Origin of the sequence: Bradyrhizobium sp. WSM3983, assembly GCF_000473045.1 — a bacterium.
Taxonomy (GTDB): Bacteria; Pseudomonadota; Alphaproteobacteria; order Rhizobiales; family Xanthobacteraceae; genus Bradyrhizobium.
Map to the genome: position 1 here is coordinate 51370 of NZ_AXAY01000005.1, position 25025 is coordinate 76394.

28 protein-coding genes and 1 tRNA gene are annotated in these 25025 nt (G+C 63.4%); 15 read left to right on the forward strand and 14 right to left on the reverse strand.

Features of this window, described 5'->3' with window-relative positions:
• The first annotated feature begins 117 nt into the window (after window positions 1-117).
• Entirely contained in the window at window positions 118-963 is an 846-nt protein-coding gene (locus YUA_RS0109620) for an SDR family NAD(P)-dependent oxidoreductase (RefSeq protein ID WP_027530496.1), read from the forward strand.
• Window positions 964-972: 9 nt separating this feature from the next.
• On the opposite strand, the gene YUA_RS0109625 is transcribed toward YUA_RS0109620, so the two are convergent.
• A complete protein-coding gene (locus tag YUA_RS0109625) occupies window positions 973-2670 on the reverse strand; it encodes a protease pro-enzyme activation domain-containing protein (RefSeq protein WP_027530497.1) in 1698 nt (565 codons plus the stop codon).
• 163 nt (window positions 2671-2833) lie between these two features.
• On the opposite strand from YUA_RS0109625, the gene YUA_RS0109630 reads away from it, so the two are divergent.
• A complete protein-coding gene (locus YUA_RS0109630) occupies window positions 2834-4393 on the forward strand; it encodes an NAD(P)/FAD-dependent oxidoreductase (protein WP_027530498.1) in 1560 nt (519 codons plus the stop codon).
• A gap of 4 nt (window positions 4394-4397) precedes the next feature.
• Here the strand turns inward: YUA_RS0109630 and YUA_RS0109635 are convergent, their stop codons facing one another.
• Both YUA_RS0109635 and YUA_RS51575 read right to left on the reverse strand, forming a co-directional pair.
• A complete protein-coding gene (locus YUA_RS0109635; protein ID WP_014491844.1) occupies window positions 4398-4604 on the reverse strand; it encodes a hypothetical protein in 207 nt (68 codons plus the stop codon).
• Between the two features lie 86 nt (window positions 4605-4690).
• Complete coding sequence (locus YUA_RS51575; protein ID WP_245285130.1) at window positions 4691-4831, reverse strand: hypothetical protein; 141 nt, start codon at window positions 4829-4831, stop codon at window positions 4691-4693.
• Window positions 4832-4999: 168 nt separating this feature from the next.
• On the opposite strand from YUA_RS51575, the gene hydA reads away from it, so the two are divergent.
• The gene (gene hydA, locus YUA_RS0109645) at window positions 5000-6454 is read left to right on the forward strand and encodes a dihydropyrimidinase (RefSeq protein WP_027530499.1); all 1455 of its coding nucleotides are present in this window, start codon (window positions 5000-5002) and stop codon (window positions 6452-6454) included.
• A 10-nt stretch (window positions 6455-6464) separates the two neighbouring features.
• Here hydA and YUA_RS50930 read toward each other — a convergent pair whose 3' ends face one another.
• The gene (locus YUA_RS50930) at window positions 6465-6605 is read right to left on the reverse strand and encodes a hypothetical protein (protein ID WP_198029393.1); all 141 of its coding nucleotides are present in this window, start codon (window positions 6603-6605) and stop codon (window positions 6465-6467) included.
• Window positions 6606-6969: 364 nt separating this feature from the next.
• Here YUA_RS50930 and YUA_RS48015 point away from each other — a divergent pair, with 364 nt between their 5' ends.
• The 4 genes from YUA_RS48015 (at window position 6970) to YUA_RS0109670 (ending at window position 10757) form a co-directional block, all read left to right on the forward strand.
• Window positions 6970-7179, forward strand: coding sequence for a DUF3606 domain-containing protein (locus tag YUA_RS48015; RefSeq protein WP_245285136.1), 210 nt, complete (start codon window positions 6970-6972; stop codon window positions 7177-7179).
• A 290-nt stretch (window positions 7180-7469) separates the two neighbouring features.
• On the forward strand, window positions 7470-7982 hold the full coding sequence (locus YUA_RS0109660; protein WP_035970758.1) for a hypothetical protein: 513 nt from the start codon (window positions 7470-7472) through the stop codon (window positions 7980-7982).
• Between the two features lie 154 nt (window positions 7983-8136).
• Window positions 8137-9069, forward strand: a complete 933-nt coding sequence (locus tag YUA_RS0109665; protein ID WP_027530501.1) for an alpha/beta hydrolase — start codon at window positions 8137-8139, stop codon at window positions 9067-9069.
• Between the two features lie 464 nt (window positions 9070-9533).
• Window positions 9534-10757, forward strand: a complete 1224-nt coding sequence (locus YUA_RS0109670) for an ABC transporter substrate-binding protein (protein ID WP_027530502.1) — start codon at window positions 9534-9536, stop codon at window positions 10755-10757.
• 249 nt (window positions 10758-11006) lie between these two features.
• Here the strand turns inward: YUA_RS0109670 and YUA_RS51580 are convergent, their stop codons facing one another.
• The gene (locus YUA_RS51580) at window positions 11007-11159 is read right to left on the reverse strand and encodes a hypothetical protein (RefSeq protein ID WP_245285132.1); all 153 of its coding nucleotides are present in this window, start codon (window positions 11157-11159) and stop codon (window positions 11007-11009) included.
• A 255-nt stretch (window positions 11160-11414) separates the two neighbouring features.
• On the opposite strand from YUA_RS51580, the gene YUA_RS0109680 reads away from it, so the two are divergent.
• Window positions 11415-12191, forward strand: coding sequence for a Crp/Fnr family transcriptional regulator (locus YUA_RS0109680; protein ID WP_035970802.1), 777 nt, complete (start codon window positions 11415-11417; stop codon window positions 12189-12191).
• A gap of 75 nt (window positions 12192-12266) precedes the next feature.
• On the opposite strand, the gene YUA_RS0109685 is transcribed toward YUA_RS0109680, so the two are convergent.
• The 3 genes from YUA_RS0109685 to YUA_RS0109695 form a co-directional block, all read right to left on the reverse strand.
• Complete coding sequence (locus YUA_RS0109685; protein WP_027530504.1) at window positions 12267-12464, reverse strand: hypothetical protein; 198 nt, start codon at window positions 12462-12464, stop codon at window positions 12267-12269.
• 18 nt (window positions 12465-12482) lie between these two features.
• Complete coding sequence (locus YUA_RS43750) at window positions 12483-12716, reverse strand: hypothetical protein (RefSeq protein ID WP_035970759.1); 234 nt, start codon at window positions 12714-12716, stop codon at window positions 12483-12485.
• Between the two features lie 195 nt (window positions 12717-12911).
• Complete coding sequence (locus tag YUA_RS0109695; protein WP_027530505.1) at window positions 12912-13364, reverse strand: phasin family protein; 453 nt, start codon at window positions 13362-13364, stop codon at window positions 12912-12914.
• A 412-nt stretch (window positions 13365-13776) separates the two neighbouring features.
• Here YUA_RS0109695 and YUA_RS0109700 point away from each other — a divergent pair, with 412 nt between their 5' ends.
• Window positions 13777-14865, forward strand: coding sequence for an enolase C-terminal domain-like protein (locus YUA_RS0109700; protein WP_027530506.1), 1089 nt, complete (start codon window positions 13777-13779; stop codon window positions 14863-14865).
• Between the two features lie 5 nt (window positions 14866-14870).
• Here the strand turns inward: YUA_RS0109700 and YUA_RS0109705 are convergent, their stop codons facing one another.
• The gene (locus YUA_RS0109705) at window positions 14871-16298 is read right to left on the reverse strand and encodes a sulfatase (RefSeq protein ID WP_027530507.1); all 1428 of its coding nucleotides are present in this window, start codon (window positions 16296-16298) and stop codon (window positions 14871-14873) included.
• Between the two features lie 170 nt (window positions 16299-16468).
• Here YUA_RS0109705 and YUA_RS43755 point away from each other — a divergent pair, with 170 nt between their 5' ends.
• Genes YUA_RS43755 through YUA_RS0109725 form a run of 4 tightly spaced genes read left to right on the forward strand, consistent with a single transcriptional unit; the run spans window position 16469 to window position 20324 of the window.
• A complete protein-coding gene (locus YUA_RS43755; RefSeq protein ID WP_198029394.1) occupies window positions 16469-17224 on the forward strand; it encodes a FadR/GntR family transcriptional regulator in 756 nt (251 codons plus the stop codon).
• A gap of 30 nt (window positions 17225-17254) precedes the next feature.
• Window positions 17255-18607, forward strand: a complete 1353-nt coding sequence (locus YUA_RS0109715) for an ABC transporter substrate-binding protein (RefSeq protein WP_027530508.1) — start codon at window positions 17255-17257, stop codon at window positions 18605-18607.
• Entirely contained in the window at window positions 18604-19500 is an 897-nt protein-coding gene (locus tag YUA_RS0109720) for a carbohydrate ABC transporter permease (protein ID WP_027530509.1), read from the forward strand. The genes YUA_RS0109715 and YUA_RS0109720 overlap by 4 nt, the downstream gene beginning before the upstream one ends.
• Window positions 19497-20324, forward strand: a complete 828-nt coding sequence (locus tag YUA_RS0109725; protein ID WP_027530510.1) for a carbohydrate ABC transporter permease — start codon at window positions 19497-19499, stop codon at window positions 20322-20324. The genes YUA_RS0109720 and YUA_RS0109725 overlap by 4 nt, the downstream gene beginning before the upstream one ends.
• Before the next feature lie 93 nt (window positions 20325-20417).
• Here YUA_RS0109725 and YUA_RS43760 read toward each other — a convergent pair whose 3' ends face one another.
• Together YUA_RS43760 and YUA_RS0109735 are read right to left on the reverse strand one after the other, a co-directional pair.
• A complete protein-coding gene (locus YUA_RS43760; RefSeq protein ID WP_035970764.1) occupies window positions 20418-20663 on the reverse strand; it encodes a hypothetical protein in 246 nt (81 codons plus the stop codon).
• Window positions 20660-20998, reverse strand: coding sequence for an L-2-amino-thiazoline-4-carboxylic acid hydrolase (locus YUA_RS0109735; protein ID WP_027530511.1), 339 nt, complete (start codon window positions 20996-20998; stop codon window positions 20660-20662). The genes YUA_RS43760 and YUA_RS0109735 overlap by 4 nt, the downstream gene beginning before the upstream one ends.
• Window positions 20999-21227: 229 nt before the next feature.
• On the opposite strand from YUA_RS0109735, the gene YUA_RS0109740 reads away from it, so the two are divergent.
• Window positions 21228-22514 (forward strand): heme-binding protein, encoded by a 1287-nt coding sequence (locus tag YUA_RS0109740; RefSeq protein WP_027530512.1) that lies wholly within the window; start codon window positions 21228-21230, stop codon window positions 22512-22514.
• A 22-nt stretch (window positions 22515-22536) separates the two neighbouring features.
• Here YUA_RS0109740 and YUA_RS0109745 read toward each other — a convergent pair whose 3' ends face one another.
• From YUA_RS0109745 to cpdR, 3 genes are all read right to left on the reverse strand, one after another.
• The gene (locus YUA_RS0109745; protein WP_027530513.1) at window positions 22537-22752 is read right to left on the reverse strand and encodes a DUF2945 domain-containing protein; all 216 of its coding nucleotides are present in this window, start codon (window positions 22750-22752) and stop codon (window positions 22537-22539) included.
• Between the two features lie 299 nt (window positions 22753-23051).
• Window positions 23052-23126, reverse strand: a tRNA-Val gene (locus tag YUA_RS0109750).
• Window positions 23127-23200: 74 nt separating this feature from the next.
• Complete coding sequence (gene cpdR, locus YUA_RS0109755; RefSeq protein WP_007597092.1) at window positions 23201-23560, reverse strand: cell cycle two-component system response regulator CpdR; 360 nt, start codon at window positions 23558-23560, stop codon at window positions 23201-23203.
• Window positions 23561-23890: 330 nt separating this feature from the next.
• Here cpdR and YUA_RS0109760 point away from each other — a divergent pair, with 330 nt between their 5' ends.
• The gene (locus YUA_RS0109760) at window positions 23891-24781 is read left to right on the forward strand and encodes an N-formylglutamate amidohydrolase (protein WP_027530514.1); all 891 of its coding nucleotides are present in this window, start codon (window positions 23891-23893) and stop codon (window positions 24779-24781) included.
• The last annotated feature ends 244 nt before the right edge of the window (window positions 24782-25025 follow it).

A 25025-nucleotide genomic window follows, 5' to 3' on the forward strand; every position in this document is an offset into this window, starting at 1 on the left:
GCCGGAAAGGCGTAAAGTCGTCGTGGAACGAAGATCTCCCATGCCGACTTGTGCAGGGTCGCGCGAGCGCCATGTTATAGCTCGACCGAGCGCAATGCCCCTTCCCGGAGAATAGCCATGCCGCATCCTGTCATCGCCAACGGCAATGTCGCCGTGATCACCGGGGGCGCATCCGGCATCGGCCTCGCTGCGGCAACAGCGTTTGCGCGCGCCGGGATGAAGGTTTGCATCGCCGACGTCGACGAGGGCCGGCTGGCAGAGGCCGCAACAAAACTGTCATCGATTGCGGGGGCTGCGAATGTGATGACGTCTGCGGTCGACGTCAGCCGGATCGAAAGCGTGACGGAACTGGAACGCGCGGTGGGCGCACATTTCGGCGGCACGGACCTGCTGATGAACAATGCCGGCATTCAGCCGGGCAGCACGCTGTTCGGGGAATCAGACAATTGGCAGCGCATCATCGGCGTCAACATGTGGGGCATCATCAACGGCGCACGCATCTTCGCGCCGCAGATGATCGCGCGCGGCAAGGCCGGCCTGATCATCAACACCGGCTCCAAGCAGGGCATCACCACCCCGCCCGGCGATCCCGCCTACAACGTCTCCAAGGCCGGCGTGAAGGCGTTTACGGAAGCGCTCCAGCACGAGCTGCGCAACACGAAAGACTGTCATATCACCGCGCATCTGCTGATCCCCGGCTTCGTGTTCACCGGGCTCACCGCCAAGGGCCGCACCGAAAAGCCGGCCGGCGCGTGGACGCCGGAGCAGACCGTCGATTTCATGATCGCGCGGCTTGAGGCCCGCGATTTCTACATCCTCTGCCCCGATAACGACGTGCCGCGTGCGCTCGACGAGAAGCGCATGCTGTGGGCCGCCGGCGATATCGTCGAGAACCGCCCGCCGCTGTCGCGATGGCATCCGGATTACGCGGACGCGTTCAAAAACTTCGTCGACCGGAGCTAGCCGAGGCGTTCAGCTCAGGGCAAGCAGGAGCGCGTTGCCGATCGGCACGCCCCAGCCGGACACCGCATCGAATCCGCGCCTTGCTTCGTATCCGACGCCCGGCTTTGGCCTGGATACGTTGTGACCGATGGTGATGTCGTAGCAGACAAGATCTCCTGTCGGCCGGCCAAGCGGCGATTTCCGATAGAGCAATGGAGCAAGAAAGCGCTGCCGCTTCTCCGGCGGCAAAAGTGCATTGACACGCGCGATGAGCGCTGCCAGGAGCGGCGCGGACGCGCTGGTCCCACCGCCATAGTCCGGCTTGCCGCGGAAGATCATCGCGTAGCCGGGTGGGCCGGCAAGCGCCGCAATGTCAGGCACGATGCGTCCCCACTGACCGGAACCGTTCAAGGAAGCAATATCGAGGCCGCGCTGCCACGCAGGACGACGAAATACCTCACTCACTCCTCCGCCTGTTGCCCCTCCGCCCGCTTTCATGCGCCGCCCCGGCGTCTCCCACCACACTTGCTCCGTGATCTCGCCGCCGAGACGCGCGATCATCGTGCCACCGACCGCGAGAACGAACGGGCTGCAGCTCGGAAAATCCACGTGGGCGGCGCCGTCCGTTTCCTCGTCGCCAGCACCATCGTCGCCGGACGCACCGCAGATCGTGATTCCCAGCACGGCCGCCGCCTGGAGCCGCTCGTTGATGGCAGTACGTGCCGCCGGCGACCAATCACTGGAATCTTCTGCAGAGCCCCAGCTCACCGACAGTGCCACCGGCCTGTCCTTGATGACGCGGTTCAATAAATCGACCCAGCCCTTCTGATCGAAGTTCGCAAAATAGACCGACAGTTCGGCACCGGGAGCCAGGCCTGCAACCACCTCGACGTCCATCATCACCTCGCCGGTATCGTCCAGCGCGTCCTGGCGATCGTCCTTTGGCAACAGTTCGATTTGCCTGCGGTTGCGCACCGGCCAGTTGATCGAGACGATATCGACCTTGGGCCTCTTGCGCCCGAATGTCTTACAGTGAAGCGCGAGGTCCTCGGCAAAATAGCCGCCACCGAACTCGGCAATCGCGATCTTCTGGCCAGCGGCCTCCCCGGGCGGAAAATGATACAGCGCTTCCAGGGAAGATGGGCTGAGCGGCGTCAAACCAGCACCGATCCTCGCCCTGCTCCGCCACATGACACGCCGCTGGCCGAATCCGATCAGCGCAGTGACGATCTTCTTCAGCGAAGAGGGAATCTTGTAGTCGTCCTCGCGATCGCGGAATTGCCCCTGATCCTTGCTCCAGTAGACGCCGAGGCGGGGCTGAAACGCCTTCTCCATCTGCGCGACGGTCCCGCTCACGCGCATGCTCCGCGTCTCAAGGGACACGTCCTCGACCTTGAGGCCGAATTTGCGCAAAACCTGTGACACCTTGTCGGCGTCGCTCTTCGAGGCACTATATCTCGCCCTGAACTGGGCTCGCGACAGCGCTCGACCTCCGAGCCTTTCGTCGTCCGGCAATTTGGGTCCACGCAATGTCAGTGTGATCTCGACGTGCTGACGTGGGTTCTCATCGCGCAGACGCCTGGCCCCCGCGGTGGGCGGGCGCGCGCTGCCGGACACGACGACGGGGTGCTTTACCGCACCTGCCGACCCGGTCTTGTCGTCACGCTTTGCTGCCTTGCGATTGGCGGCCGCCCGGCGGCCGGTACGCGCCTTTGCCCTTGATGCCATATCCGAGCCCCCGCCCTCGACACGACCAAAGGTTGCAGGTTATCGTCGATCCTCGGACCCGTCAAATTTGGGGCCTGGCCGGCGCGGCCCGCTCGTTTCGGACCGATCCTCGACCGTTCGAGACCGTTTTTCGATTTCTGATTTCGATCTGAGGATTTCGATCATGCGCTCGATTTACGCACGGCTCAATCGCCGTTACGGCAAGAAGTTCATCGGCTTCGACCGTCAGAAGCTTGTCAGTTCGACCCTCGCCAACGCAATGGTCGTCACGGCGGCCACGCCTCCCCGCGACATGCCGCGCCCGGCGCGGGCGGCGCGACGGCCGCGTGTGACGATCGTCGGAGCGGGGCTCGGCGGCCTGATGGCCGGCTACACGCTCGCTCATTGCTGCGACGTGACGATTTTTGAGGCGCGTGAACGCGTCGGCGGCCGTGTCTGGAGCAAGAACAAATCGAGCGGCGTGGTCGAAGCCGGCGGTGAACTGATCGGCTATAATCATCCGCTGTGGCTAGCCCTGGCGCGCCAGTTCCGGCTGGGACTGTCGCTGTTCACGCTGGATTCGAATTTCGACGCGCTCGATCTCGATATGCCGATCTATCTCGACGGTCGAAAGATCTCGAACGCGTTCGCGCTCAAGACGCTGTTCGAACAGATGGAGGCGGCCTTCGGTCGGATGGCACGGCGCGCGCGGCACGTCCATAAGCATGCGCCGTGGCTCACTTCAGACGCGGACGCGCTGGACCAGCAATCCATGGCGGACTGGATTCGGGACGAACCTTGCTCGCGTCTCGCCAAGCTCGCAATGAAGGAGCAGTTCAGCAACGACGCGGGTCGGCCCGTGGAGCGACAAAGCCTGCTCGCCAATTTCGCGGTGGTGCACGGCGGCGCACTCAAAGGACACCCGGCCGCCTTTTTCACCCAGACCGAGACGCTACGCTGCTCGGAGGGCAATCAGTCGCTGGCCGAGCACCTGGCCGAGGAAATCAGGAAGGTCGGAGGGGTGGTCCATCTGTCCTCGCCTGTCGTTGCGATCGACGTCGACAAGGAGGGCGTGACGATCACACCGGAGGGGGCTGCCTCACATCTCGCCGACTACGTCGTGCTTGCGATTCCGCCGAGCCTGTGGCCGGGCGGCCGCTTCGCCAAGATCGAGATCACGCCGCAACTGACGCCCGACCATTACATCTCGATGGGGACGGCCGTGAAATACCTCAGTCCGGTCAAGCGCCGTTTCTGGATCGATCATGGGCTGGCGCCGGCCGCGACGTCGAACCGCTTCGGCGTCACATGGGAAGGTACCGACAACCAGATCGCGCCGCGCGGGCGCGAGGTCGAACTCAGCCTGTTCGCCGGCAGCAGACCGGCGCAGCAAGCCATTCGAGAATGGGAGCGCGGCGGCAAGACCGCCGTCGATGCCTTCTACGCGTCACGGCTCGGCCAGGTCTATCGCGGCTATGAGGACAATCTGTCCCAGCCTCCGGACTTCATTGCGTGGCCCGCCGATCCCTGGACCGGTGCCGGCTATTCCTGCCCGGCGCCCGGCGAAGTCACGCGCGCCGGTCCGCTGCTCAACAGCGCATTTCACAAGCGGATGTATTTCGCGGGAGAGCACACCTGCTTTGCCTATTACGGCTACATGGAGGGCGCGCTTCAGTCCGGCCTGAAGGCGGGATCGGCGATCCTGAGGGCGATCGGGCGCACGGGCCGGCGCCGGTCGGCCTGAGCCCTTACAGCGTCTCTTGCTGGTGCCCGCAATTCTTGCAGGCGAACTTGACGCGGCTCTGGCCTTTTTCCGCCTGAACCCGGTTTGGCGCGCCGCACTTGCCGCAGACGGCCTCGATGCGGGTCGAGCCCTGCTTGACGACGATGGTCTTCTTTTCCATCGATTCGCGGATCAGGCGCTCGGCCTCCTCACGCAGGGATTGTTTCGACAAAACTCGTCTCCGCTTCTGAAAGCGCGAGAGCCATATCGCACTTGCGTTGGAATCTCAATCGGCAATGCCGGCTAAGACCTCGCCAATCACATAACTGTCTTCGACATGCACCGGAACGTCTCGGCGACATACGGGCCCTTCTGCAATTCGTCGCCGCGTTCCACCGCAACCGGATATGACCGGATCTTGACGCGTTTCGGATCGAACCAGGACTGGCCGTTGCGCATGTCGAATTCCCAGCCGTGCCAGGGGCGGCGTAGAGGCCGAGAGAGCGCAGCGAGGCCAGGATCGGCGGCTGACTAAAATTTTGCCTGTCGCATCGCGACCGACGCGCTTAGCCTTCGCCGCGTTCCGTCTCTTTCTCTCTCCCTTGTCTCTTCTCCCTTGGAGTTCCCATGACCCTCCTCATCCGCGGCGGCACCGTCGTCAATCATGATCATTCGCGCCGTGCGGACGTGCTGATCGAGGGCGACAGCATCGTCGCGATCGGCCCTGCGATCGCGGCGCCAACGGGAACGGAGATCATCGACGCCGGCGGCGCCTACATCATTCCGGGCGGCATCGATCCGCACACCCATCTCGAAATGCCGTTCATGGGCACCGTCACCGCCGACGACTTCGAGTCCGGCACGAAGGCGGCGCTGACCGGCGGCACCACCATGGTGGTGGATTTCTGCCTGCCCGATCCCGGCCAGTCGATGCTCGCGGCCTATCAGGAATGGCGCCACAAATCCGAGAAGGCGGCATCCGACTACGGCTTCCACATGGCGGTGACCTCATGGTCGAAGCAGATCTATGACGAGATGGAGACCGTGGTCAAAACCTACGGCATCAACACCTTCAAGCACTTCATGGCCTACAAGGGCGCGCTGATGGTGAACGACGACGAGCTCTACAACTCGTTCGCGCGCTGCGCCCATCTCGGCGCGATGCCGGTGGTGCACGCGGAGAATGGCGACGTCGTTGCCTTGATGCAGGAGGCGCTGATCGCGCGCGGCGTCACCGGCCCCGAGGGCCACGCCTATTCGCGGCCTCCGGAGGTCGAGGGCGAGGCCACCAACCGCGCCATCATGATCGCTGATATGACGGGCACACCGGTCTATATCGTGCACACCAGCTGCCGCGAGGCGCATGAGGCGATCGCCCGCGCCCGGGCCGCGGGAAAACGCGTCTATGGCGAGCCGTTGATCCAGCATCTGCTGCTCGATGAGCGTGAATACCAGAACAAGGACTGGGATCATTCCGCGCAGCGCGTGATGTCGCCGCCGTTCCGCGACAAGTCGCATCAGGACAGCCTGTGGGCGGGCCTGGAGTCGGGTTCGCTGCAAGTGGTCGCGACCGACCACTGCGCCTTCACCACGGAGCAGAAGCGGTTCGGGCTCGGCGACTTCAGAAAGATCCCGAACGGCACCGGCGGCCTCGAAGATCGCCTTGCGCTGTTGTGGACCGCGGGCGTCGCCACGGGGCGGCTGACCAAGGAGGAATTCGTCGCCGTGACCTCGGCGAACATCGCCCGCATCCTCAACATCTATCCGCGCAAGGGCGCCGTCGCCGTCGGCTCGGATGCCGATATCGTGGTGTGGGATCCCAAGGCGACCAAGACCATCAGCGCGAAGCGGCAGATGAGCCGGATCGACTACAATGTGTTCGAAGGCTTTTCCTGCAGCGGCGGCCCGGCAGCAACGCTGTCGCGCGGCCGCATCGTCTGGAAGGATGGCGATCTGCGCGCAGAGGCCGGCGACGGGCACTATGTCGAGCGTCCGGCATTCTCGCCGGTGCATGTCGCAAACTCGACGTGGAAAGAACTCACCACCCCGCGCGCGGTCGCACGCGGAGCGGTGACGCCGTAGGGCAAGCAGTCTAGATCGCGAACACCCAGGCGGCGACGATGGTGCCGATGGTGATGAGACCAGCGATGGTCCAGCCGGCGGCATATTCCAGCTCAGGATGACCGGTCGCCCGCATGATCTCTACCGGATCGGCGGTATGCTTCTCTGCCATGACAGCCTCGCACGATTCTCCCCGCGTCATGGATAAGTCGTGCCAGCCGCCATTAGGTTCCATCACGGCCGCGCGAACGGCAAAAAAGTCGAAAACAACCCCATGCAAAGTAGAACGGCCTTGCCAGCATGAGACGGCGCCGCGCTCCGCAACCAATTGACCCGACGCGGTAAAGCAGCCGCAATGCGCAATCTCACGCGCTCCGCATCTTGCACCGCAAAAACCGATTGCATGCTAGACTGGATGCACGCGATCCAGGGCAGGAGAGAAGCAGAAATATGCTGTCAAGAAGGTCGGCCACTCCGCCAAAAAGATCGAGGAGTACATCAAGCTCCAGAAACACCGCGCCGCCGACAAAAGCCGGATCGCGCTCGGCGAAGCCTATGAAGTCCGCTACTGGTCGAATAAGTTCAAGATCACGCCGGCCAAGCTGAAGGCCGCCGTCGCCGCCGCCGGCCACTCTTCCAGGAAGGTCGAGGCGTATCTGAGCGCCCAGAAGGCAGCGAAGAAGAAGGCGGCCAAGAAGACAGCGAAGAAGACCGCCAAAAAGAAGCCCTCCGCGTCGCGAAAGTAGACCCGCTAAAACTTCGGACATCTGTCCTCGAGCCAGACACATCAGCCGGCGTGCGTCGCCGGCGAGCGTCAGCGACGCCTTCGGCGTCACGCTGTTCGACTATTTCCCATCCGCATCTCGGCGACGTCCACGCCCGCACCGGCCTGCCGCGCCCGGCAGCCAGCAGAGTGGCGGCTGCCGCGATCGTTCAGCAAACCCGCCACGATGCAGCCTTCCCCTGGATGGGAAATCTGTCATAGGCTCGGCACGCTTTGTGGCGGCGAGGCCGTGACCGGAGAGAAGAGGCACCCATGAAACTCACGATCTCGAAACTCACGATCTCGGTTTCCCTCGCCGGTGCCATCCTTGTGGCCGGCGTCTCTCATGTCGCGGGCGCATCCGGCGCAACGCCCTCAAAAATCTCGGGCTCCACGGCGCTGGCGCTGGCGGGCGTGATTGCGCCGCTGTCGCCGCTCCTGTCGGGCGCCGAGAAGAAGGCGGTGGCGATGCTGTTCGCCGCCAATGCCGATATTCCCTACAAGAAGCCGATCGTGGTGACCGCGGACAGGATCGTCTGCCGCACCAGCAATGTCGACATCAGCTTGCGCAACTGCGAGGTCACCTTCGGCAAGAAGGTCAAGACTGTGAACGGATCCACGGCCAACGAGATCTTCGCGACCGAGGCGCTGGCCGGCATCCCGCCTGACGGCGCGGCAGGATCGAATTTCGAGAGCCTGAGCAAGCTGAGCTGCACGATCGACCCCAATGCCATCAGGCAGAAGGACGGCAGTGGGGCGGATTGCACGTTCCAGCCGGGAAATTGAACCGGGGCGAGCGGGCGTACCAAAGGTGCCGTGAAATCGCCGCAAGATGATCCAACAACATGAACTACGAAGAAGAACTAATAGGGCGAATTGAAAAGACGGGCCAAACCGGCGCACCAATATTATAAAGCGCGCAAGGCCGGCACCATCCATGATGAAGAATTGTCTCGCATTTTTGCTTCTCTTGACCGTAACCGCGGCCGCCGCACATGGGCCGTTGCCGGTGCGACCAACCGTGCCGTCCAATCTCGTCCGGATCGGCCTCACCGATAACGACACGACGGCCGGCGGCGTGGCACGGCTATGCGAGCAGGTCACCTTCTCGCGCGGCCTGCGCTATGGCGACAGCGAGGCCAATGTGCTCGACGTCGCGGTCAGCGAGACCACCAAGGCGGACACGCCGCGGCCGGTGCTGCTGTTCGTGGCCGGCGACACGTTTACCGGCGACCGCGGCGCGCCGGACCTGTCCCGCGACATCCAGGACGAGGCGATGTGCTTCGCCGCGCGCAACGGCATGATCGGGGTGCGCGTGAACTACCGCCTGGCGCCCGCGGCGACCTGGCCGATGGGCGCGACGGACGTCGCGGCGGCGCTATCCTGGATCCACGGCAATATCGACCTGTTCAACGGCGATGCCCGCGAGATCGTCGCGGTCGGCTATGGCGCCGGCGCCTTCCATGTCGCGACCCTGCTGGCGCATCCCGAGCTCCAGGCCGACCGCGCCGATGTCGCCGCCGTGGTGCTGGTGTCCGGCATCTATCGCGCCGGCAAGGACGCCAGTGACAGCGAGAAGGCCTATCTCGGCTCGGATGCGGGTCAATATGACAAGCGCTCGGTGTTTCCCGGCATCCTCAACGTCGACGCGCCGATCGTGCTGGCCTGGGCCGCGAACGATCCCGCGAACCTCGTCACACAGGGCGAGACCCTGAAGAAGACGCTCTGCGGCGCCGGCCACTGCCCGCGCACCACACTGCTGCGCAGCCGCGACGGCATCGCCGCAGCATTTGGGCTGGATGGTTCCGGGGATAGTCTTGCCGAGCCGACGCTGTTGCTGGTGCATCAGTTGGAGGCGCGGGGGCTGCCGTAGCGTCGTTGCGGGCGGCCACTCGCATTTGCTGGGCCACCCCTCCCCGCAAGGGACAGGGCAATCGCATATGAAAACTTGTCCCTGCGGCCATCCTTCGAGACGCCCGCTTTGGGCGGCTCCTCAGGATGAGGGCGGAGTATGCGGCAGCAGTTTCAAAGGGGCACTGACGCTGGTTAGCCTCATCCTGAGGAGGCGCGTAAGCGCCGTCTCGAAGGACGAGGCGTGCGCGCAGGTCGCCGCAACGAGTCATATGCGATTGGCCTGCCCTTGCAGGGGAGGGCTAGGGAGAGGGGTACCACTCGGGGACTCGCTCGACAGCGCGTCAACACGCCTGCCGTTTCGGCTGGGCCGAGATGCGGCGTGCCAACGCGCGGCCACAGGATTGCCAAACGCTTGACGTAGATCAACTCGCTTGGGTGCGGATCGAGCCGACTTCGTTGGGGGCCAACGACAAGGTGTCGAGCATGCGCGTCACCGGCAGATTGCTGTTCGTTTTGATCGCCGCGCTCGCCTCGCTCGGGGCGATGTCGGAGCAGCGTTTCGATCAACCCGCGCCCGACAAGGAAATCCGCATCGGCAATCTCGTGCCCTATTCGGGGCCGCTCTCGGAATTCGGCGCGATCGGCAAGGCGGAAGCCGCCTACTTCGACATGATCAACGATCGCGGCGGCATCAACGGCCGCAAGGTCCGCTTCATCACGCGTGACGACAATTCCGATCCCGCGACCGCGCTGCAACTGACCCGCGATCTCGTCGAGAAGGACGACGTGCATCTGATGTTCGGCTCGTTCGGCACGCCCGGCAATCTCGCCACGCGCTGGTATCTGAACGAGAAGAAAATCCCGCAGCTGTTCGTCGCCTCCGGCGACGAGGAGCTGAGCCAGGCCAGGGCGTTTCCCTGGACCATGGGCTGGCAACCGCCGTTTCGCTCAGAGGGGCGCATCTACGCCAACTACATCCAGGCCTATTATCCCCGAAAGAAGATCGTCGTGCTCTGGCAGAACGACCAGTTCGGCCGGATGCTCTACAAGGGCATCCAGGAAGGTCTCGGCGATCTGAACCGTCATGTCCTCGTCGACGTCGCTTTCGACATCTCCGATGAGCATCTCGAAGGGCACGTCTCGATCCTCAAGCGCGCGGGCGCCGATATCTTCGTCTTTCTCGGCGTGCCCTCGACGGCGGCCAAGGTGATCCAGCTGGCGGCGTCGCTCAATTGGCACCCGGTCTTCATCGTCAACGACGCCTCCGCCTCGATCGCCAATGCGATGGCGCCCGCGGGCCTGGAGAACTCGGCCGGCGTGATCTCGGCGGCCTTCCTGAAGGATCCGAGCGATCCCGCATGGAAAGACGACCCCGCCATGAAGGACTGGTTCGCCTTCATGGACAAGTATCATCAGGTCGAAAGCACCAACAACAGTGCGGCGCTCTATGGCTACGCCGCGGCCGAGGCGCTGACCAAGGTGCTGAGGCAGTGCGGCGACGATTTTTCGCGCGAGAATATCATGCATCAGGCAGCCTCGCTGCGGGATTACAAGCCCTCCGTTGCGCTGCCCAATATCAGGATGAACACGTCGCCCGATAACTATCTGCCGATCAAGCAGATGCGGCTGGTCCAGTTCGACGGCCGCTCCTGGCAGCCGTTTGGCGCAGTGATCGAGACCGCGTTTACGGAAGGCGCGGCGCGGTGACGCGGTGATTTGACTCACGCGTACCTTTTGCCGGGCTACCCCTCTCCCCCGCCCTCCCCCGCAAGGGGGGAGGGAGCACAGTGTGCTGCGCGGTGAGAGCTGGACTCACAAACCGAAAGCCAATTGTCATCACCTTGAAGCAGCCACACGCACAACTGCGTTCCCTCCCCCCTTGCGGGGGAGGGCTAGGGAGAGGGGTACCACACGGGGACTCTCTCGATCAGAAAAGCAGCCACGCAACTTCGCGCCTCACGCTGGCTTGAGCGAGGCCAGCGCGCTTTCGAGCAGCGAGCGCACCCGTGCGGCGTCACCGGATTTCACCACGGCGGGATCGAGGTGAAGCTCGAGGCCAGGCGCGCGCTCGGTGATGATGCCGCGCTTCTCGGCCGCTGCATCGTTCAAGGCGTCGACCGAATAGGGAATGACCTCGCGGCCGAACTCGGAACTCCGCGCGCGTGGCGCCTACGATGTTACCCATACCGATTTTGCAGTTGTCGCTGGCCGCGCATTTGCATCTAAGTCCTAGATGGTGCGAATGGAAACGACTGGCGGCGGAGCAGAAGCGATATGGAACACGATGCGAAATAACGAAGCGCCTTTTCGCTCCGCGCGGAACGGAGAAGGTGGCGCATGCGCCACCGCGGGTCGGCGGCAGTAATGAGTTCCAGCGGAACTGGTAACCGACTTCTGGCAGCGCTGCCACCCGCGGATTTCCATCTACTGGCGCCTGAGCTAGAGACGATCGTGCTCGGCCAGGACGCAGTCCTCTCGCAAGCGGGTGACCGGATCGAGCATGTCTTCTTCCCTCATAGCGGTGCCATCTCACTGATGGCCGACATGGCGGACGGACGGACGGTCGCCACCGCCATGATCGGGCGCGAAGGCGCAGTAGGTAGTCTTTCGGTGCTGGGGCCGTCTCCTTCGGCCATCACCGCCATCGTACGTGCGGCCGGCACCGCCGCGCGAGTCCCTGCATCGCGATTTTACGCCGCCTTCAGCCGGAGTCCCGCAATCCGGCACGCGATCCAGATTCACATCAGGGCGATACTGGTGCAGCTTCAGCTCGGCTCGGCCTGCAATGCGCTGCATCCGGTCGAAGCCCGTATGGCTCGCTGGCTGCTCCAGGTTCGCGACCGCATCGACGATGACGTCCTGCCGCTCACTCAGCAGGCGCTGTCGCAAATACTTGGTGTGCGACGAACGACAGTGACGCTCTTGATGCGCAATCTGCGCGCGTCTGGAGCGATCAAGTCCGATCGACGAGGCCACATCGAGATCGATCCAACCCGGCTCGCGGCGGCGGCGTGCGAATGCCACGACAACATCCGTCTCGAAGTCGAGGAAATCTTCTCGACGAAACCGGCCCGATCTTACATCATGGCTGCGCAAGACGATCGGCGCATGTCAGGAGATGAATCGGGCGATGCCGCGTGAGCCTTGCCGCGCCAGCCCCAAAAAGATACGCCGGCGTGACGCCGGCGCTGCAATCAAAGCCGCTCCTAGACCCAATCAGGTTCTCTTCGTCCGGTCGAGGTTCTGTCCGGATTGGGATTGCGCCTCGAGCCTCGCAAGCTCGCGCAGCACCTTCGCCACCTCTCTTAATTCGTTGCGCGCAGGGCCCGGCTTGAGCCGTCGTGCTTCGTCAAGAAAATCCTTGGCCTGCATCAGCCAGCTGGATGGCTCAATATAGTTTTGAGTGTGCGCCATGGTGTCCCTCCATCGCAATCACTGCTGATCTGCCTGGACATCAACCTTCCACGAGGTCGCGCTGTGATGCCGCGACCCGCTCGGCTCATGGACCCAGGCCTCCGGCGCGAACCAGGCGTGATCGGATTGGCAGATCGGGCAGCGGGTGCGCCCGAAGAACACAACGCTGCGCCGAAAGCTCTCGCGATCGGTCCTGATACCGGTGGGGATCGCCCGGCCGGTCTGCGGGCATCTGACCATAACCATACCCATATGAGCCTCCCATGACTTGGCTTTTGCTGGTTTTCGAAGCAAACGACCGGCCGGTTGGAATGCGCCTCTTGAGGTGCAGTTACTTGGGGGGCATCGTGCACCTGCCCGTTGTTGACCGAGCATGGGGCGCATGCTCGTGGCGGGGCTTATTCCAACCGGCGGTTCCCTCTTGGACGAACCTGGAGTGCCGCTTTTTCAGCCGGCTTTCTCAAGGGCCTTGGCAAAGTGTTTCTTGATCGGCTCGCTCGTTTCCATCGTCAGCTTCTCAGCAAGCTTCCACAATTCCCTGTTCTGGGCGGATGCAGCGTCGAAGACCTTGCGCGATTGCGCCGCCGTCAAGGTGACGACATCGGTCGCCGATTTGCTGCCCAAAAGATCGGCGAAGAAATCCATCGTTGCGGACGTATTTGCGTTCGAGATCTCCAAAAGCTTGAGCCCATAGTCTGTCGCGCTCCTTGCATGGCTTGAGTATGTCTCACGGAACGTGTCCGCCATCTCTTCCGATGCGATCTTGATCCGCTCGCAGCCTTGCTTTGCGCGGGCGACGCTCTGCTCTGCGAGTTCGCCGATCACAGCAGGCAACTCGATCTTCGGGAATCCGAACAACGGCGTCGCAAAACCATTCGCTCCATTTGGCGCGATCTTCACTTCACTTTCACTCACGGCACCAACTCCTTCTCAAACGAAACCATTCCGCTCAAACGAAACCATTCCGCTCAAACGAAACCATTCCTCGCGACGCTGCATTGCGTCACGAGAGCGCGTGGAGGCGAGGATTTATCCCGCCTCTGTGTTCGATCAGTTGTCTGTTGAGCATCCAGCCCGGACACGAGTATGCGCGACGAAATTGCGAAGTGTCCGTTCGATTTGCGACTCTCGCCAAAAATTTTCTCGATCATGTCAATACACACAATCGTCATATCTACAGGAATGATGCGCGTGTGGACGGGCAGACCGCGAACGGCTTTTGATCGACAAGATCAATGAGCAGATGGGCATCGGTGGCGCTGCCGGTCTAAACTCTTGCGCCCAAGCTCTTGCACCCAAGACGGAGCGAGCCATGACCGAGACCCTTCGCATCGCGCGCATTTTTGTGCGGCCCGTGATCGTGCCGATGAACCTGGCACTGCAGACCAGCACCGGTGCGATCGACAAGGCGCCGCTGGTGCTGATCGACTGTGAGACCGACCACGGCGTGCAGGGGCATGCCTATCTGTTTTCCATCACCCCTTCTGCTCTGAAACCGCTGACGGCGATGGTCGTGGAAATGTCGGAGCTGCTCGTGGGCGACGAACTGCTGCCGTTCGAGATCGAGCGCAAGCTGACCCAGCGCTTCACGCTGCTCGGACTCGCCGGGCTACAAAGGCTGGCGCAATCCGGCATCGACATGGCGGCCTGGGATGCATTGGCGCGCAGCAGAGGCCTGCCGCTGGCACGCCTGCTCGGCGGCGCACCGAAGCCGGTGAAGGCTTACAACTCGAAGGGGCTCGGCATCATGCCGGCGGCCGCCGCGGTGGAGGAAGCTCACAAGCTGCTGGCCGAGGGCTTTCACGCCGCAAAAATCCGAGTCGGCCGGCCCGATGCGCGCGAGGATCTCGCCGTGGTGCGCGCCGTGCGCAATGCCGTCGGCGATGAGGTCACGCTGATGTGCGACTACAACCAGGCGCTGACCGTCACCGAGGCCATCCGCCGCGGCGAGATGCTCGACGACGAAGGCCTGACCTGGATCGAGGAGCCGATCCGCCATGACGACTATGCCGGGAATGCCCGCATTGCGGACGCACTGCGCACGCCGGTGCAGATCGGCGAGAACTTTGACAGCGCGTTTTCGATGCAGGCCGCGCTGTCCGCGGAGGCGTGCGACTACGTGATGCCCGATGTGCAGCGCATCGGCGGCGTCTCCGGCTGGCTGCGCGCCGCAGCACTGGCGCACGCCACCGGCATCGAGATGTCGACGCATCTGTTCTCGGAGGTCAGCGCGCACCTGCTCTGCGTGACGCCGACCGCGCATTGGCTCGAATATGTCGACTGGGCCGACGCGGTGCTGGCGACACGGTTGAAGATCAAGGACGGCTTTGCGCTGCCGAGCGAGGCGCCCGGCAACGGCATTGAATGGGACGAGACGGCGGTGAAGAAATATCTGGTGTGAAGCGCCTAGCGCGCCGCGGCGTTGAGATCCATCGTCTCGAGCAGGCTGTTCTGCCGCCAGTCGATGAAGGCGTCCTTGAGGCGGTTGATCTCACCGGCGTGCTCGGGCACGCCCCAGAGATTGTGCTGTTCGAGCGGATCGCCCGCGAGATCGAACAGCTGTCCGTCCTCGGCGCCGTGAATGAACACCACCTTCCATCTGTTGTCGCGCACCATGGTGATGAGCCGGGCTCCAGTCATGGCGACGTCGCCGGCCTGCTCGGAGAACACGAAGTCGCGGCCGGTCCATTCCTCGCCCTTGAGCGCCGGCAGCAGGCTGCGGGCCTGGAACGGCTTTGGATGCTCTGCGCCGGCGAGATCCAGAATGGTCGGCGCAAGATCGAACAGCTGGCACTTTTCGCGGATACGGCGGCCGCCGGGGAAGAGGTTCGGCGACCAGAACAGCAGCGGGATGCGGGTGACCGGCTCGTACATCGACCACTTCTGGCTGAGGCCGTGCTCGCCGAGATTGTCGCCATGGTCCGACATGAAGATCACGACGCAATTGTCGAGATAGCCCTTGTCCTCCAGCGTCGTCAGCAGGCGGCCGATCTGCTCGTCGATCATGGTGACGTTGGCATAATAATGCGCGCGCAGGCGGCGCATCTCTTCGTGCGTCGGCGCGAGCTTCCATGACACCGCGTCGTGGTCGACCTCGGTGTCGTGGCGGCGCTTTTCTTTCAGGTACGCCGGCAGCCCCTCGATCTCGGCCTCGGTCGGCTGCGGCACCGGAAGATCGTTGCGGGCGAGATAGTGCTCCAGATATTCCGGCAAGGGATCGTAGGGCGGATGCGGTCCGGGCAAACCGATCTGCATGAACAGCGCGTCGGGCTTGGGACGCGTCTCGAGCCACCACATCGCGGTTTCCGCGACGAAGATGTCCGGATGCAGCGATTTCGGCATCTCCCAGGTGAAGGCGCCCATGCGGTCGCCATAGTCCGGCAGGCTGCGATAGCCGGCGCGCGACGGCTTTGTCAGCTTGTGCGCGGCAAAGGCCTTGTCGAGCTCGTCGGCGAACCAGCGGCCCTCGAGGAAGCGGTCCTTGTTCTCGACCACGAAGCGCTCGTGAAAGCCGGCCTTCGCGTCATAGGGGATGGTGTGCATCTTGCCGACATTGACGCAGTGATAGCCGGCGTCGCCGAGATTGCTCACCCAGGTCTTCTGCCAGTGCTGCCCGTTCTTCAGCACGCCCGACGCATGCGGATAGAGGCCGGAGAACAGCGCGGCGCGCGAGGGCACGCAGCTCGGCGCGTTGATGAAGCAATTGTCGAAATAGACGCCCTCGCGCACCAGGCGGTCGAGATTCGGCGTCTTCATATAGGGATGGCCCGTCGCCGCGATCGTGTCGAAGCGTTGCTGGTCGGTCATGACCAGGATGATGTGGGGCTTTGTCACGGTTGTTTTGTCCTGCGCGGCATTGAGCCAATAGAAAATATGTCTGACATAATAATTCTTGTCAAACCAGCATGGATTTGATTATCCTCGGTCAGTGGCACAATTTATCGCACCATTTTGTCAGAGCTCGAAATAAATCAGACATTTTATTCCATCGGACCGGGATCAACGTGGCAAAATCTGCTAGCAAGGACAGCCCTCGGTCGATCGCCCGCGAAGTGGCGCGGCTGATCCTGACCGGCGTTTGGCGCGAGGGCACGACGCTGCCGCGCGAGATCGAGCTGGCGTCCCGCTTCGATGTCAGCCGCGCCTCCCTTCGCGAGGCGCTGTCGCTGCTCAAGGCCAAGGGGCTGATCGCCTCGAAGCAGAAGGCCGGCACGCATGTGCGGGCGCGGTTCGACTGGAACATGCTCGACGAGGAGCTGTTGAACTGGACGCTGTCGGCGTTGCCGACGCAGGAGTTCGCCAAGCAGATCCTCGAGGTTCGCCGCATCGTCGAGCCGGAGGCCTGCGCCATTTGCGCAGTCCGCGGCACCGACGAAGACTTTGCCCGGATCGAGCGCGCCTATCGCGGCATGGATGCGGCCGGCATGGACCGCGTCGCCTATGCCGAGCCGGACCTTCAGTTTCACCGCGGCATTCTCATCGCCACCGGCAACGACTTTTTGATCGCCTTTGGCGCGACGGTCGCCGCCGCGCTGCGGATGTCGTTCGATCTGTCGAGCACCAATCCAGGCGCGCCTCGGAAGAGCCTGCCCTATCACCGCGCCGTGCTCGACGAGATCTGGGCGCGCAACGCCGACGGCGCGCGCCAGGCCATGCACAAGCTGATGGATCTCACCGAACAGAACATCGTCTCGGCCATGTCGCGTCAAAAAAAGAAAGACGCCGAGGACGAGAACGTCCGCACCAGACGGACGCGTTGAAGCCAGCCAACAATAGTGAGGGAGGTAAAGATGAAGAACGCATCGCGCGCGAGCTCGATCACCCGCCGCAAACTGCTGAAAGCAAGCGCCGCAGGCGCGGCACTCGCGGCATTCCCGGCGCCGCTGATTGCGCAGACAAAGCCGTTTGCCGGGGTGACGCTGCACGGCGCCTCGTTCCAGCACCGCTTCTTCACGCTGCTGCAGAAGTACATTCCTGAGTTCGAGGAAAAGACCGGCATGAAGGTCGACCTCCAGCTCTCGGCCCTGCCGGTCTACAACCAGCAGGCCAATCTCGAACTGTCCTCGGGCGGCTCGGCCTATGATTTCGTCAACGTCACCTTCACGCTCGCGACCCGCTGGATCGCGGCCGGCCTGCTCGCCAATCTCGACGAATTCACCGGCGATGCCAATTTGACGCCGGCCGAGTGGAATCCGAAAGACTTCGTCGACGGCGCGCAGGTGCCCTATCGCGACGCCAAGGGGGCGACCTTCGGCTATTCCTGGGAAGGCGGCGCGATGCTGATGGGGCTGTCGCGCATGGACCTGATGGAGAAGAAGGGACTGAAGATCCCCAAGACCTTCGCCGAGCTGCAGCAGGTCTGCGCCGAGATCAACGGCACCGATGGCGTCAACGGCATGGTGTCGTGGTTCCTCCACAACTGGAATCTACCACCCTACATCCAGGGCTTTGGCGGCAACATCTTCAAGAATCCGCCCGGCGACGTCATGCCGGCGCTGAATGCGCCCGAAGCCATCCAGGGCGTCGAGTTCTATGCGAACCTGCTGAAGAGCGCGCCGAAGGGCGTTCTGACCTACACCGAGGACCAGGCGCGGCAGTCGATGCTGACCGGCCGCTCCAACATCTTCATCCATTCCAGCGCCTGGGTGACGCCGATCCTGCTCTCGGACGAGAGCAAGGTGAAGGACACCTCGCGCGTGGTGCGCTCGCCCGCAGGTCCGGTGCACGACTATCCGGCCTCCAACAGCCAGGGCCTCGGCATTCCCAAGAACGCCAAGAACCAGAAGGCCGCGTGGGAATTCATCAAATGGGCGCTCAGCCCGGAGATCTCGATGAAGCTCGTCAGGGAGCACGGTCACTCCTCGGTGTGCCGCCGCTCGATCATCACCAGCGACGACTATCGCAAGCTCAACACGGTGAACGGCCAGGACCTCGGCGCGCTCTATCTCGAGGTGCTGGAGCTGCCGGGCAAGGGCGAGAACTACATGGCCTATCGCACGTCGAAGGAATTTCCTGTTGTCGGCGACGTCCTCAACAAGGCATTCGAGCAGGTCGCCACCGGCCAGTTGCCCGCCAAGGACGCGATGAACGCGGCCCAGGACCAGGCGATCGCCGCACTCCGCCGCGCCGGGACAAAACTTTGAGCGAGAGCGGAATTGACGGTGAGCGCCGCAGGTTCATCGCCTGGGCGCTCACACCGAGCCTGATCGTGCTGTTTGCGGTCGCCGTGCTGCCGGCGATCTATCTCATCGTGACCAGCCTGACGCCGTTCCAGCTGACGACGCCGGGCTCGGCCACCGATTTCAGCGAGCCGTTCCGCAACTATCGCCTGCTGCCCGGCGACCCCCGCTTCGTCAACTCGCTGGCCGTGCAGGCCAAGCTGTCGGTCGCGAGCGTGCTGTTCCAGGTGCTGCTCGGCATGCTGCTTGCGCTGCTGCTGAACGTGCCGTCGCGCTTCGTCGAATTCGCCCGCACCTTCTTCCTGATCCCTATGGTGCTGCCGCCGATCGTGGTCGCGGTGATCTGGAAGCTGATCTACGCGCCCGACATCAGCCCGCTCTATTACGCGGCGCAAGCGCTGCATGTCACCCTGCCGGCGCTGACCTCGAGCGTCGACTTCGCGCTGACGTCGATCATCATCGCCGACACCTGGGAGTGGCTGCCGTTCACCTTCCTGATGGTGCTGGCCGCGCTGCAGACCATTCCCGACGAATATTCGGAAGCCGCCCTCGTCGACGGCGCCAGCAAGCTGCAGATCTTCTGGTACGTGACGCTGCCTTTCATCACGCCGATCCTGGTGATCTCCGGCATGTTCCGCCTGATCGACAGCGTGAAGGCGTTCCCGCTGATCTTCCTGTTGACCGGCGGCGGACCCGGCACCGTCACTGAAGTCACCAACTACTATGCATACCTGCTCGCCTTTGACACCAACGAGATCGGCTATTCCAGCGCGGTCACCGTGGTGATGTTACTGTTGGTCTGCGGCATCAGCCTGGGCCTGGTCTGGATGGGCCGCCGCCGGGAGGCGCTGGCATGAGCGAGTCGTCCCTCCGCAAGGCCACGCCCGGCCGGCTGATCGCGATTACGGTCACGCTGCTCATCCTGCTCTCGCCATTCCTCTGGCTGTTGCAGATGAGTTTCAAGACCAACGACGAGATCCTGCAATTCCCGCCGCCGCTGATCTTCACGCCGACGCTGGAGAATTACGTCTCGCTCTGGCACAGCGCGTTCTCGACGTCCTTCGTCAACAGCCTGTTGAGCGCATCGTTCTCGACCGCGCTGGCGCTGCTGCTCGGTGTCCCCGCAGCCTACGCGCTATCGCGCTGGTCCGGCCGCGGCAAGCATGGCTTGAGCTTTGCCATCCTGGTGACGCGCATGGCGCCACCGATCGCCTTCACGATCCCCTTCTTCCTGTTCTACCGCTGGATCGGACTGCTCGACACCATCACCGGCCTCGTCCTGGTCTACACCAGCTTCAACCTGCCCTTGGTGATCTGGATGATGCAGCCGTTCTTCGACACCATCCCGGTGTCGCTGGAGGAAGCGGCGCTGGTCGACGGCGCGCGAACGCGCACAGTGTTCGCCAAGATCGTGCTGCCGATGGTGACGCCCGGCATCGCCGCGACCGCGATCCTGTGCTTCCTCTACGCCTGGAACGACTTCTTCTTCGCACTGATCCTGACCCGCACCAATGCGCGCACCGCCCCGGTCGCCGTCGTCAACTTCATGAACTACGAAGGCTGGGAATGGGGTAAGATCGCCGCCGGCGGCTCGCTGGTGATGGCGCCGGTGCTGATCTTCTCGCTCGCGGTGCGCCGCTATCTCGTCTCCGGGCTCACGGCCGGCGCCGTCAAAGGCTGACATCATGAAGCTTCCGACCGAAACAGCCGGGCCGTCGCCCTTCGAGGGCCGCTGAAGAGGCGGCCCCCTCAGGGGGACGGTGAGAGAGATGCGTTACCACGTCTCCGCGCCGGGGATTTTCTTGCGCACCGCCATGCGCTGGATCCAGATGCAGCGGCGGACGGACCGATTGGAGCGGCCGACGGCGGAGATGCCCTCACCGGCCTGAAGCAGCGGCGCCACGGTCTCGCGCAGCGCGCGGCAGCGCTGCAGTTCGGCCTGCCAGTCGACGATCGCGGCGTCGGCGCATGATGCCATCAGCGCCAATACCGCCACGGCAAGACAAATCGTCCGCATCATTCACTTTGCCTTCCCTTTGATTGGTCCGCAACGCGCCGGTAGCGGAAGTCGCAATGATCGGCGCCTTGCATGATGGTCTGCGTACGCGTGAGCCTGATGTCGGGGCCGAACCCTTCCGCCGTCGCAAAGTTGGCGGTGCAGGCCACGGCCTGGCCGAGATTGGCCTCGTTCTTCGCTGTCCAGAACTCCACGCCGAAGCGGCGATAGAGATCGCCGAGCGTCTTGCGCACCAGCGCGTTCGCACGCGCCTCGCCGAGCTCGGCCTGGAGCGCCTTGACCAGCGGTACCAGGACCTGCGCCTGGATTTTTGCCTGTTCGATGACCGACATGCTCATGGGCATCCTGCTCGTCTTCGATACTTCGATGTGCACCTGATCGGGCCCGCGCCGCAAGCGGCTCACGCCAAGCGTTTTCCTCGCTGCGACTCTTTCGCCTGTGAAATGGAACACATTTGAAGCGCCGTTTAGGTTGTATCGTGTTTAGGATGTAACCAAGGCGAATGGGACGAACGACCCCGTATCCATTTTCGATCATTCATTCTCGAACACAGAGTTGGAGTAGGCAATGGACGAACCCAAGCCACTCACCAGCACCTTCAACAGAACCGCAAACTTCTCCATCCACCAGGTCGATAGCGTGTTCAGGGCTGCCGCGCATGCCGCTGTCGCTCCCGCTGCGGCGCCGCTCGTCCTGCCACCCACGCTCGGGCCGCTGTCGGCCTTCACCGGCACATTCACGGGACAAGGGTTCAACACGATCTTCCGGCCCGACAGCGCGACGACACCGACCCAGATGCCGGGGCCGATCAACACCACCGACCCGCCCGACAACGTGCTGGAGCTGAATCTCACCGACGAGACGATGTCGTTCTCGAACAATCTCGGCTCGATTCCCAATCGCGGCTCGGGGCCGCAGGCGGATGCCTTCCTGAACGGCGTGCCTTATCTCCAGACCATCAACGACGTGACCACGGGGACGCCGGTCGGCATTCACTTCGAGCCCGGCATCTGGCTCGCGGTGCCGAGCAGCACCAATCCGCACGAACCGTTCACCGTCGCGCGCATGGCCTCAATTCCGCACGGCACGACGATCACCGCGCAAGGCACCGCGCTGCCGGCCGTCGCCGGCAAGCCGACCATCGCGGCAATCGACATCACGCCGTTCTTCGGCGGCAATCCGGCCAACAAGTTCACGTTCCAGAATCAGACCGCGGCCAACAAGACGACACGCAGGCTGCCGCAGGACCTCACCGCGCTGATCGCCTCCGGCAAGCTGACGCAGGCCATGATCACCGATCCGAACACGGTGCTGCGCCATCAGATCGCGCATCAGACCATCAGCCAGACCATCATCATCGAGACCTCGACCAAACCCGGCACGCCACTATCAGGCGGTCCCTTGCCGGCCGTTCCTTCGGCCGGGCCGCATCCGCAGGCGCCGAACTTCGCCGGCGGCACCGCGAACATCGCGTTCCTGCAGGGCGTGCCGGTGCCGCCGCCCGGCGGCAATGGCGCCAACGCCAACGCGTTCCAGATGGATGCCGTGTTCTGGATCGAGACGGTCATCTACGACATCGACGTGCCGCGCATCGCGTCGGGCGAGCCGCCGATCATCCTGCAGCCGCTGCAGAAGGGTACGGTGCCGCTGGTGCCGAGCTTCGTCGCCACGCTTCCGTTCGTGCCGAACAAGGGTTTTGCCGGCGGCCGCGTCCGGGTGGCGACGACGCAGATCCAGTATTCACAGAAGGTGATGCTGGATTTCAACGGCCTGACCTGGCCGCACGTCTCCGTCGCCTCGCTCGTGCCGGCAGCCCCAGTGCCGATCCCGGAGCATTTGTTGCCGCTGACGTGAGCGGGCTTGCAGCTGCGAGAGATCAGGAGCGCAGCAGCCGCAACGCCTTGCCCTTGTGCAGGGCGACGTGATCGGTCTTGTCGCTCTTGATCTCGTATTGCGGATCGTCTGGCGTCGCGTTGTGGACGTAGCCCTTGTAGTCGACGTCCTTGATATGCACGCGCCGGATATGGCCGCGGACGCGGCCGGCCTCGGAATTCCAGCTGACGTGATCGCCGCGCTTGAAGGGTTTGGGCATGCGGGAACAATGCCGGAGCGTGTGGCGCGTTCCAGGAGGCGGAGCTGGACGCTCCAGTCCGTCTACGCTCTTCGAGCTACGCCGGACACGCTTCGCGTTGAGGCTGATGGATCGTGGCTTGCCTAGCCGAAGCGCGCGGCGGCGGCCCGCCTGTGCCCTTTGGGCTCCAGCATGGCATCCTTCACTCGGCTATCGCGAGCGAAGGTCTTGGCTTGCCTAGCCGTAGCTGGCGGATAGAGGCCCGCCTACGCCCTTTGGGCTTCGGCGCGGCATCCTTCACTCGCTTTGCGAGCGAAGGATGGTGGGCGCGACAGGGATCGAACCTGTGACCCCTACCATGTCAAGGTAGTGCTCTCCCGCTGAGCTACGCGCCCTAGATGTCGTCTAGATCGGGTCGGGTCCCTATAACGGCTCGGGGGAGCCGGTGCAAGGACGGAAGGGCGCCAATTTAGGCCGCCAGCATCTTGTTCACTTCGCTCACCAATTCGCGCAGGTGAACGGGCTTCGACAGCACCTTGGCGTTCTTGGGGGCGTCCGAATCCGAGTTCAGGGCGACCGCGGCGAAGCCGGTGATGAACATGATCTTGATGTCGGGGTCGAGTTCCGAGGCCCGACGGGCGAGCTCGATACCGTCCATCTCAGGCATCACGATGTCGGTGAGGAGCATCTCGAACGGCTCTTCCCGCAACCGCTGATAGGCGGCCATGCCGTTGTCGTGGGACGAGACCTGAAAACCGGCGTTTTCCAGCGCCTTGACCAGGAAACGGCGCATGTCGTTGTCGTCTTCGGCGAGCAGGATTTTTGGCATGGCAGGAACGTCGAATCCCCAGAGGATATGCAGAGGTCACTAAGCCCGACAGAGGGTAAATTTGGGGTGAAAATCTTTACCCTGGGACGGCCGCGCTGCCGGGGTGTTGTGAACCGGAATGGGCCGCGAAGCAATCGAGCCGCGCCCATGCATCCCCGGCTCGCTGCCCACACGGTTAAGACATGTTCCAGTGCCGATCACATCTTTTCGCTTGGCAGAATGGTTGCGATTCCGGACAATGACGACACATAAGAGCCGCTCGACCGGCCGAATCATTCGATCCAGGGCCGATGCTGGATCGTGCGGCGCGAAGGGACGAAGCCTGAGAAGATGACCCGGTTTGACGGCGACAGGTCGCCAGCCTTCGAGATCGTGGAGCCCGCCGAGTGGCGCGCGCCCGTTATCTTCAACTCGCCGCATTCCGGCTCGACCTACCCGGACGAATTCCTCGCCGCATCGCGGATCGACCTGCCGCAACTTCGGCGGTCCGAAGATTCCTTCATGGACGAGTTGATCGGGCATTTGAGCGATCGCGGCTTTCCGACCGTGCGGGTGAACTTTCCCCGCTCCTATGTCGACGTCAATCGCGAGCCCTATGAGCTCGACCCCCGGATGTTCACCGGGCGGCTGCCGAGCTTTGCCAACACGCGCTCGATGCGGGTCGCGGGCGGGCTCGGGACCATTCCACGCGTGGTCGGCGACGGCCAGGAGATCTATCGCGACCGCATCGTGGTCGACGAGGCGCTGGCGCGGATCGAGACGCTGTACAAGCCCTACCATCGCGCGCTGCGCCGGCTGATCAACAAGGTGCACCAGATGTTCGGCACCGTGATGCTGGTCGACTGCCATTCGATGCCGTCGGTCGGCGTCTCTCGAGACGAGCCGCGCCGGCCCGACATCGTCATCGGCGACCGCTACGGCACCAGCTGCACGCCGCTGCTACCCGACCGTGTCGAGGAAACCATGACCGGGCTCGGCTATTCGATCGGCCGCAACAAACCCTACGCCGGCGGCTTCATCACCGAGCACTACGGCAACCCGGCGAGCGGCCTGCACACGGTGCAGCTCGAGCTCAATCGGGCGATCTACATGGACGAGCGCCGCCGCGAGCGCGGCCCGCGCTTTGCGCAAGTGGCAAGCGACTTCGGCGTCCTCGCCGACGTGCTGGCGACCACGATCCCGTTCGGCGATCTCGGCCCGTTCCAGGCCGCGGCGGAATAGACGCGACTCTTTCTCGAACGATCGCGCTCTCTGCGAGAGGTGCGAATGCGTTTTCGCTTCGCAAGCGTATGCGCGCCAAACTGAAAACAGAGACCCAAAGAAAAAAGGGCCGCTTCTGATGAAGAAGCGGCCCAAGTCTAGGGAGGAAACGCCCAAGGAGGGCAGCGGTAACGCGAGAAGCGCTACCGCACCGCAACAATATGCGGCCGCGCCGCACAAAGTGCAAGGGCTTTTGAGCCGTTTC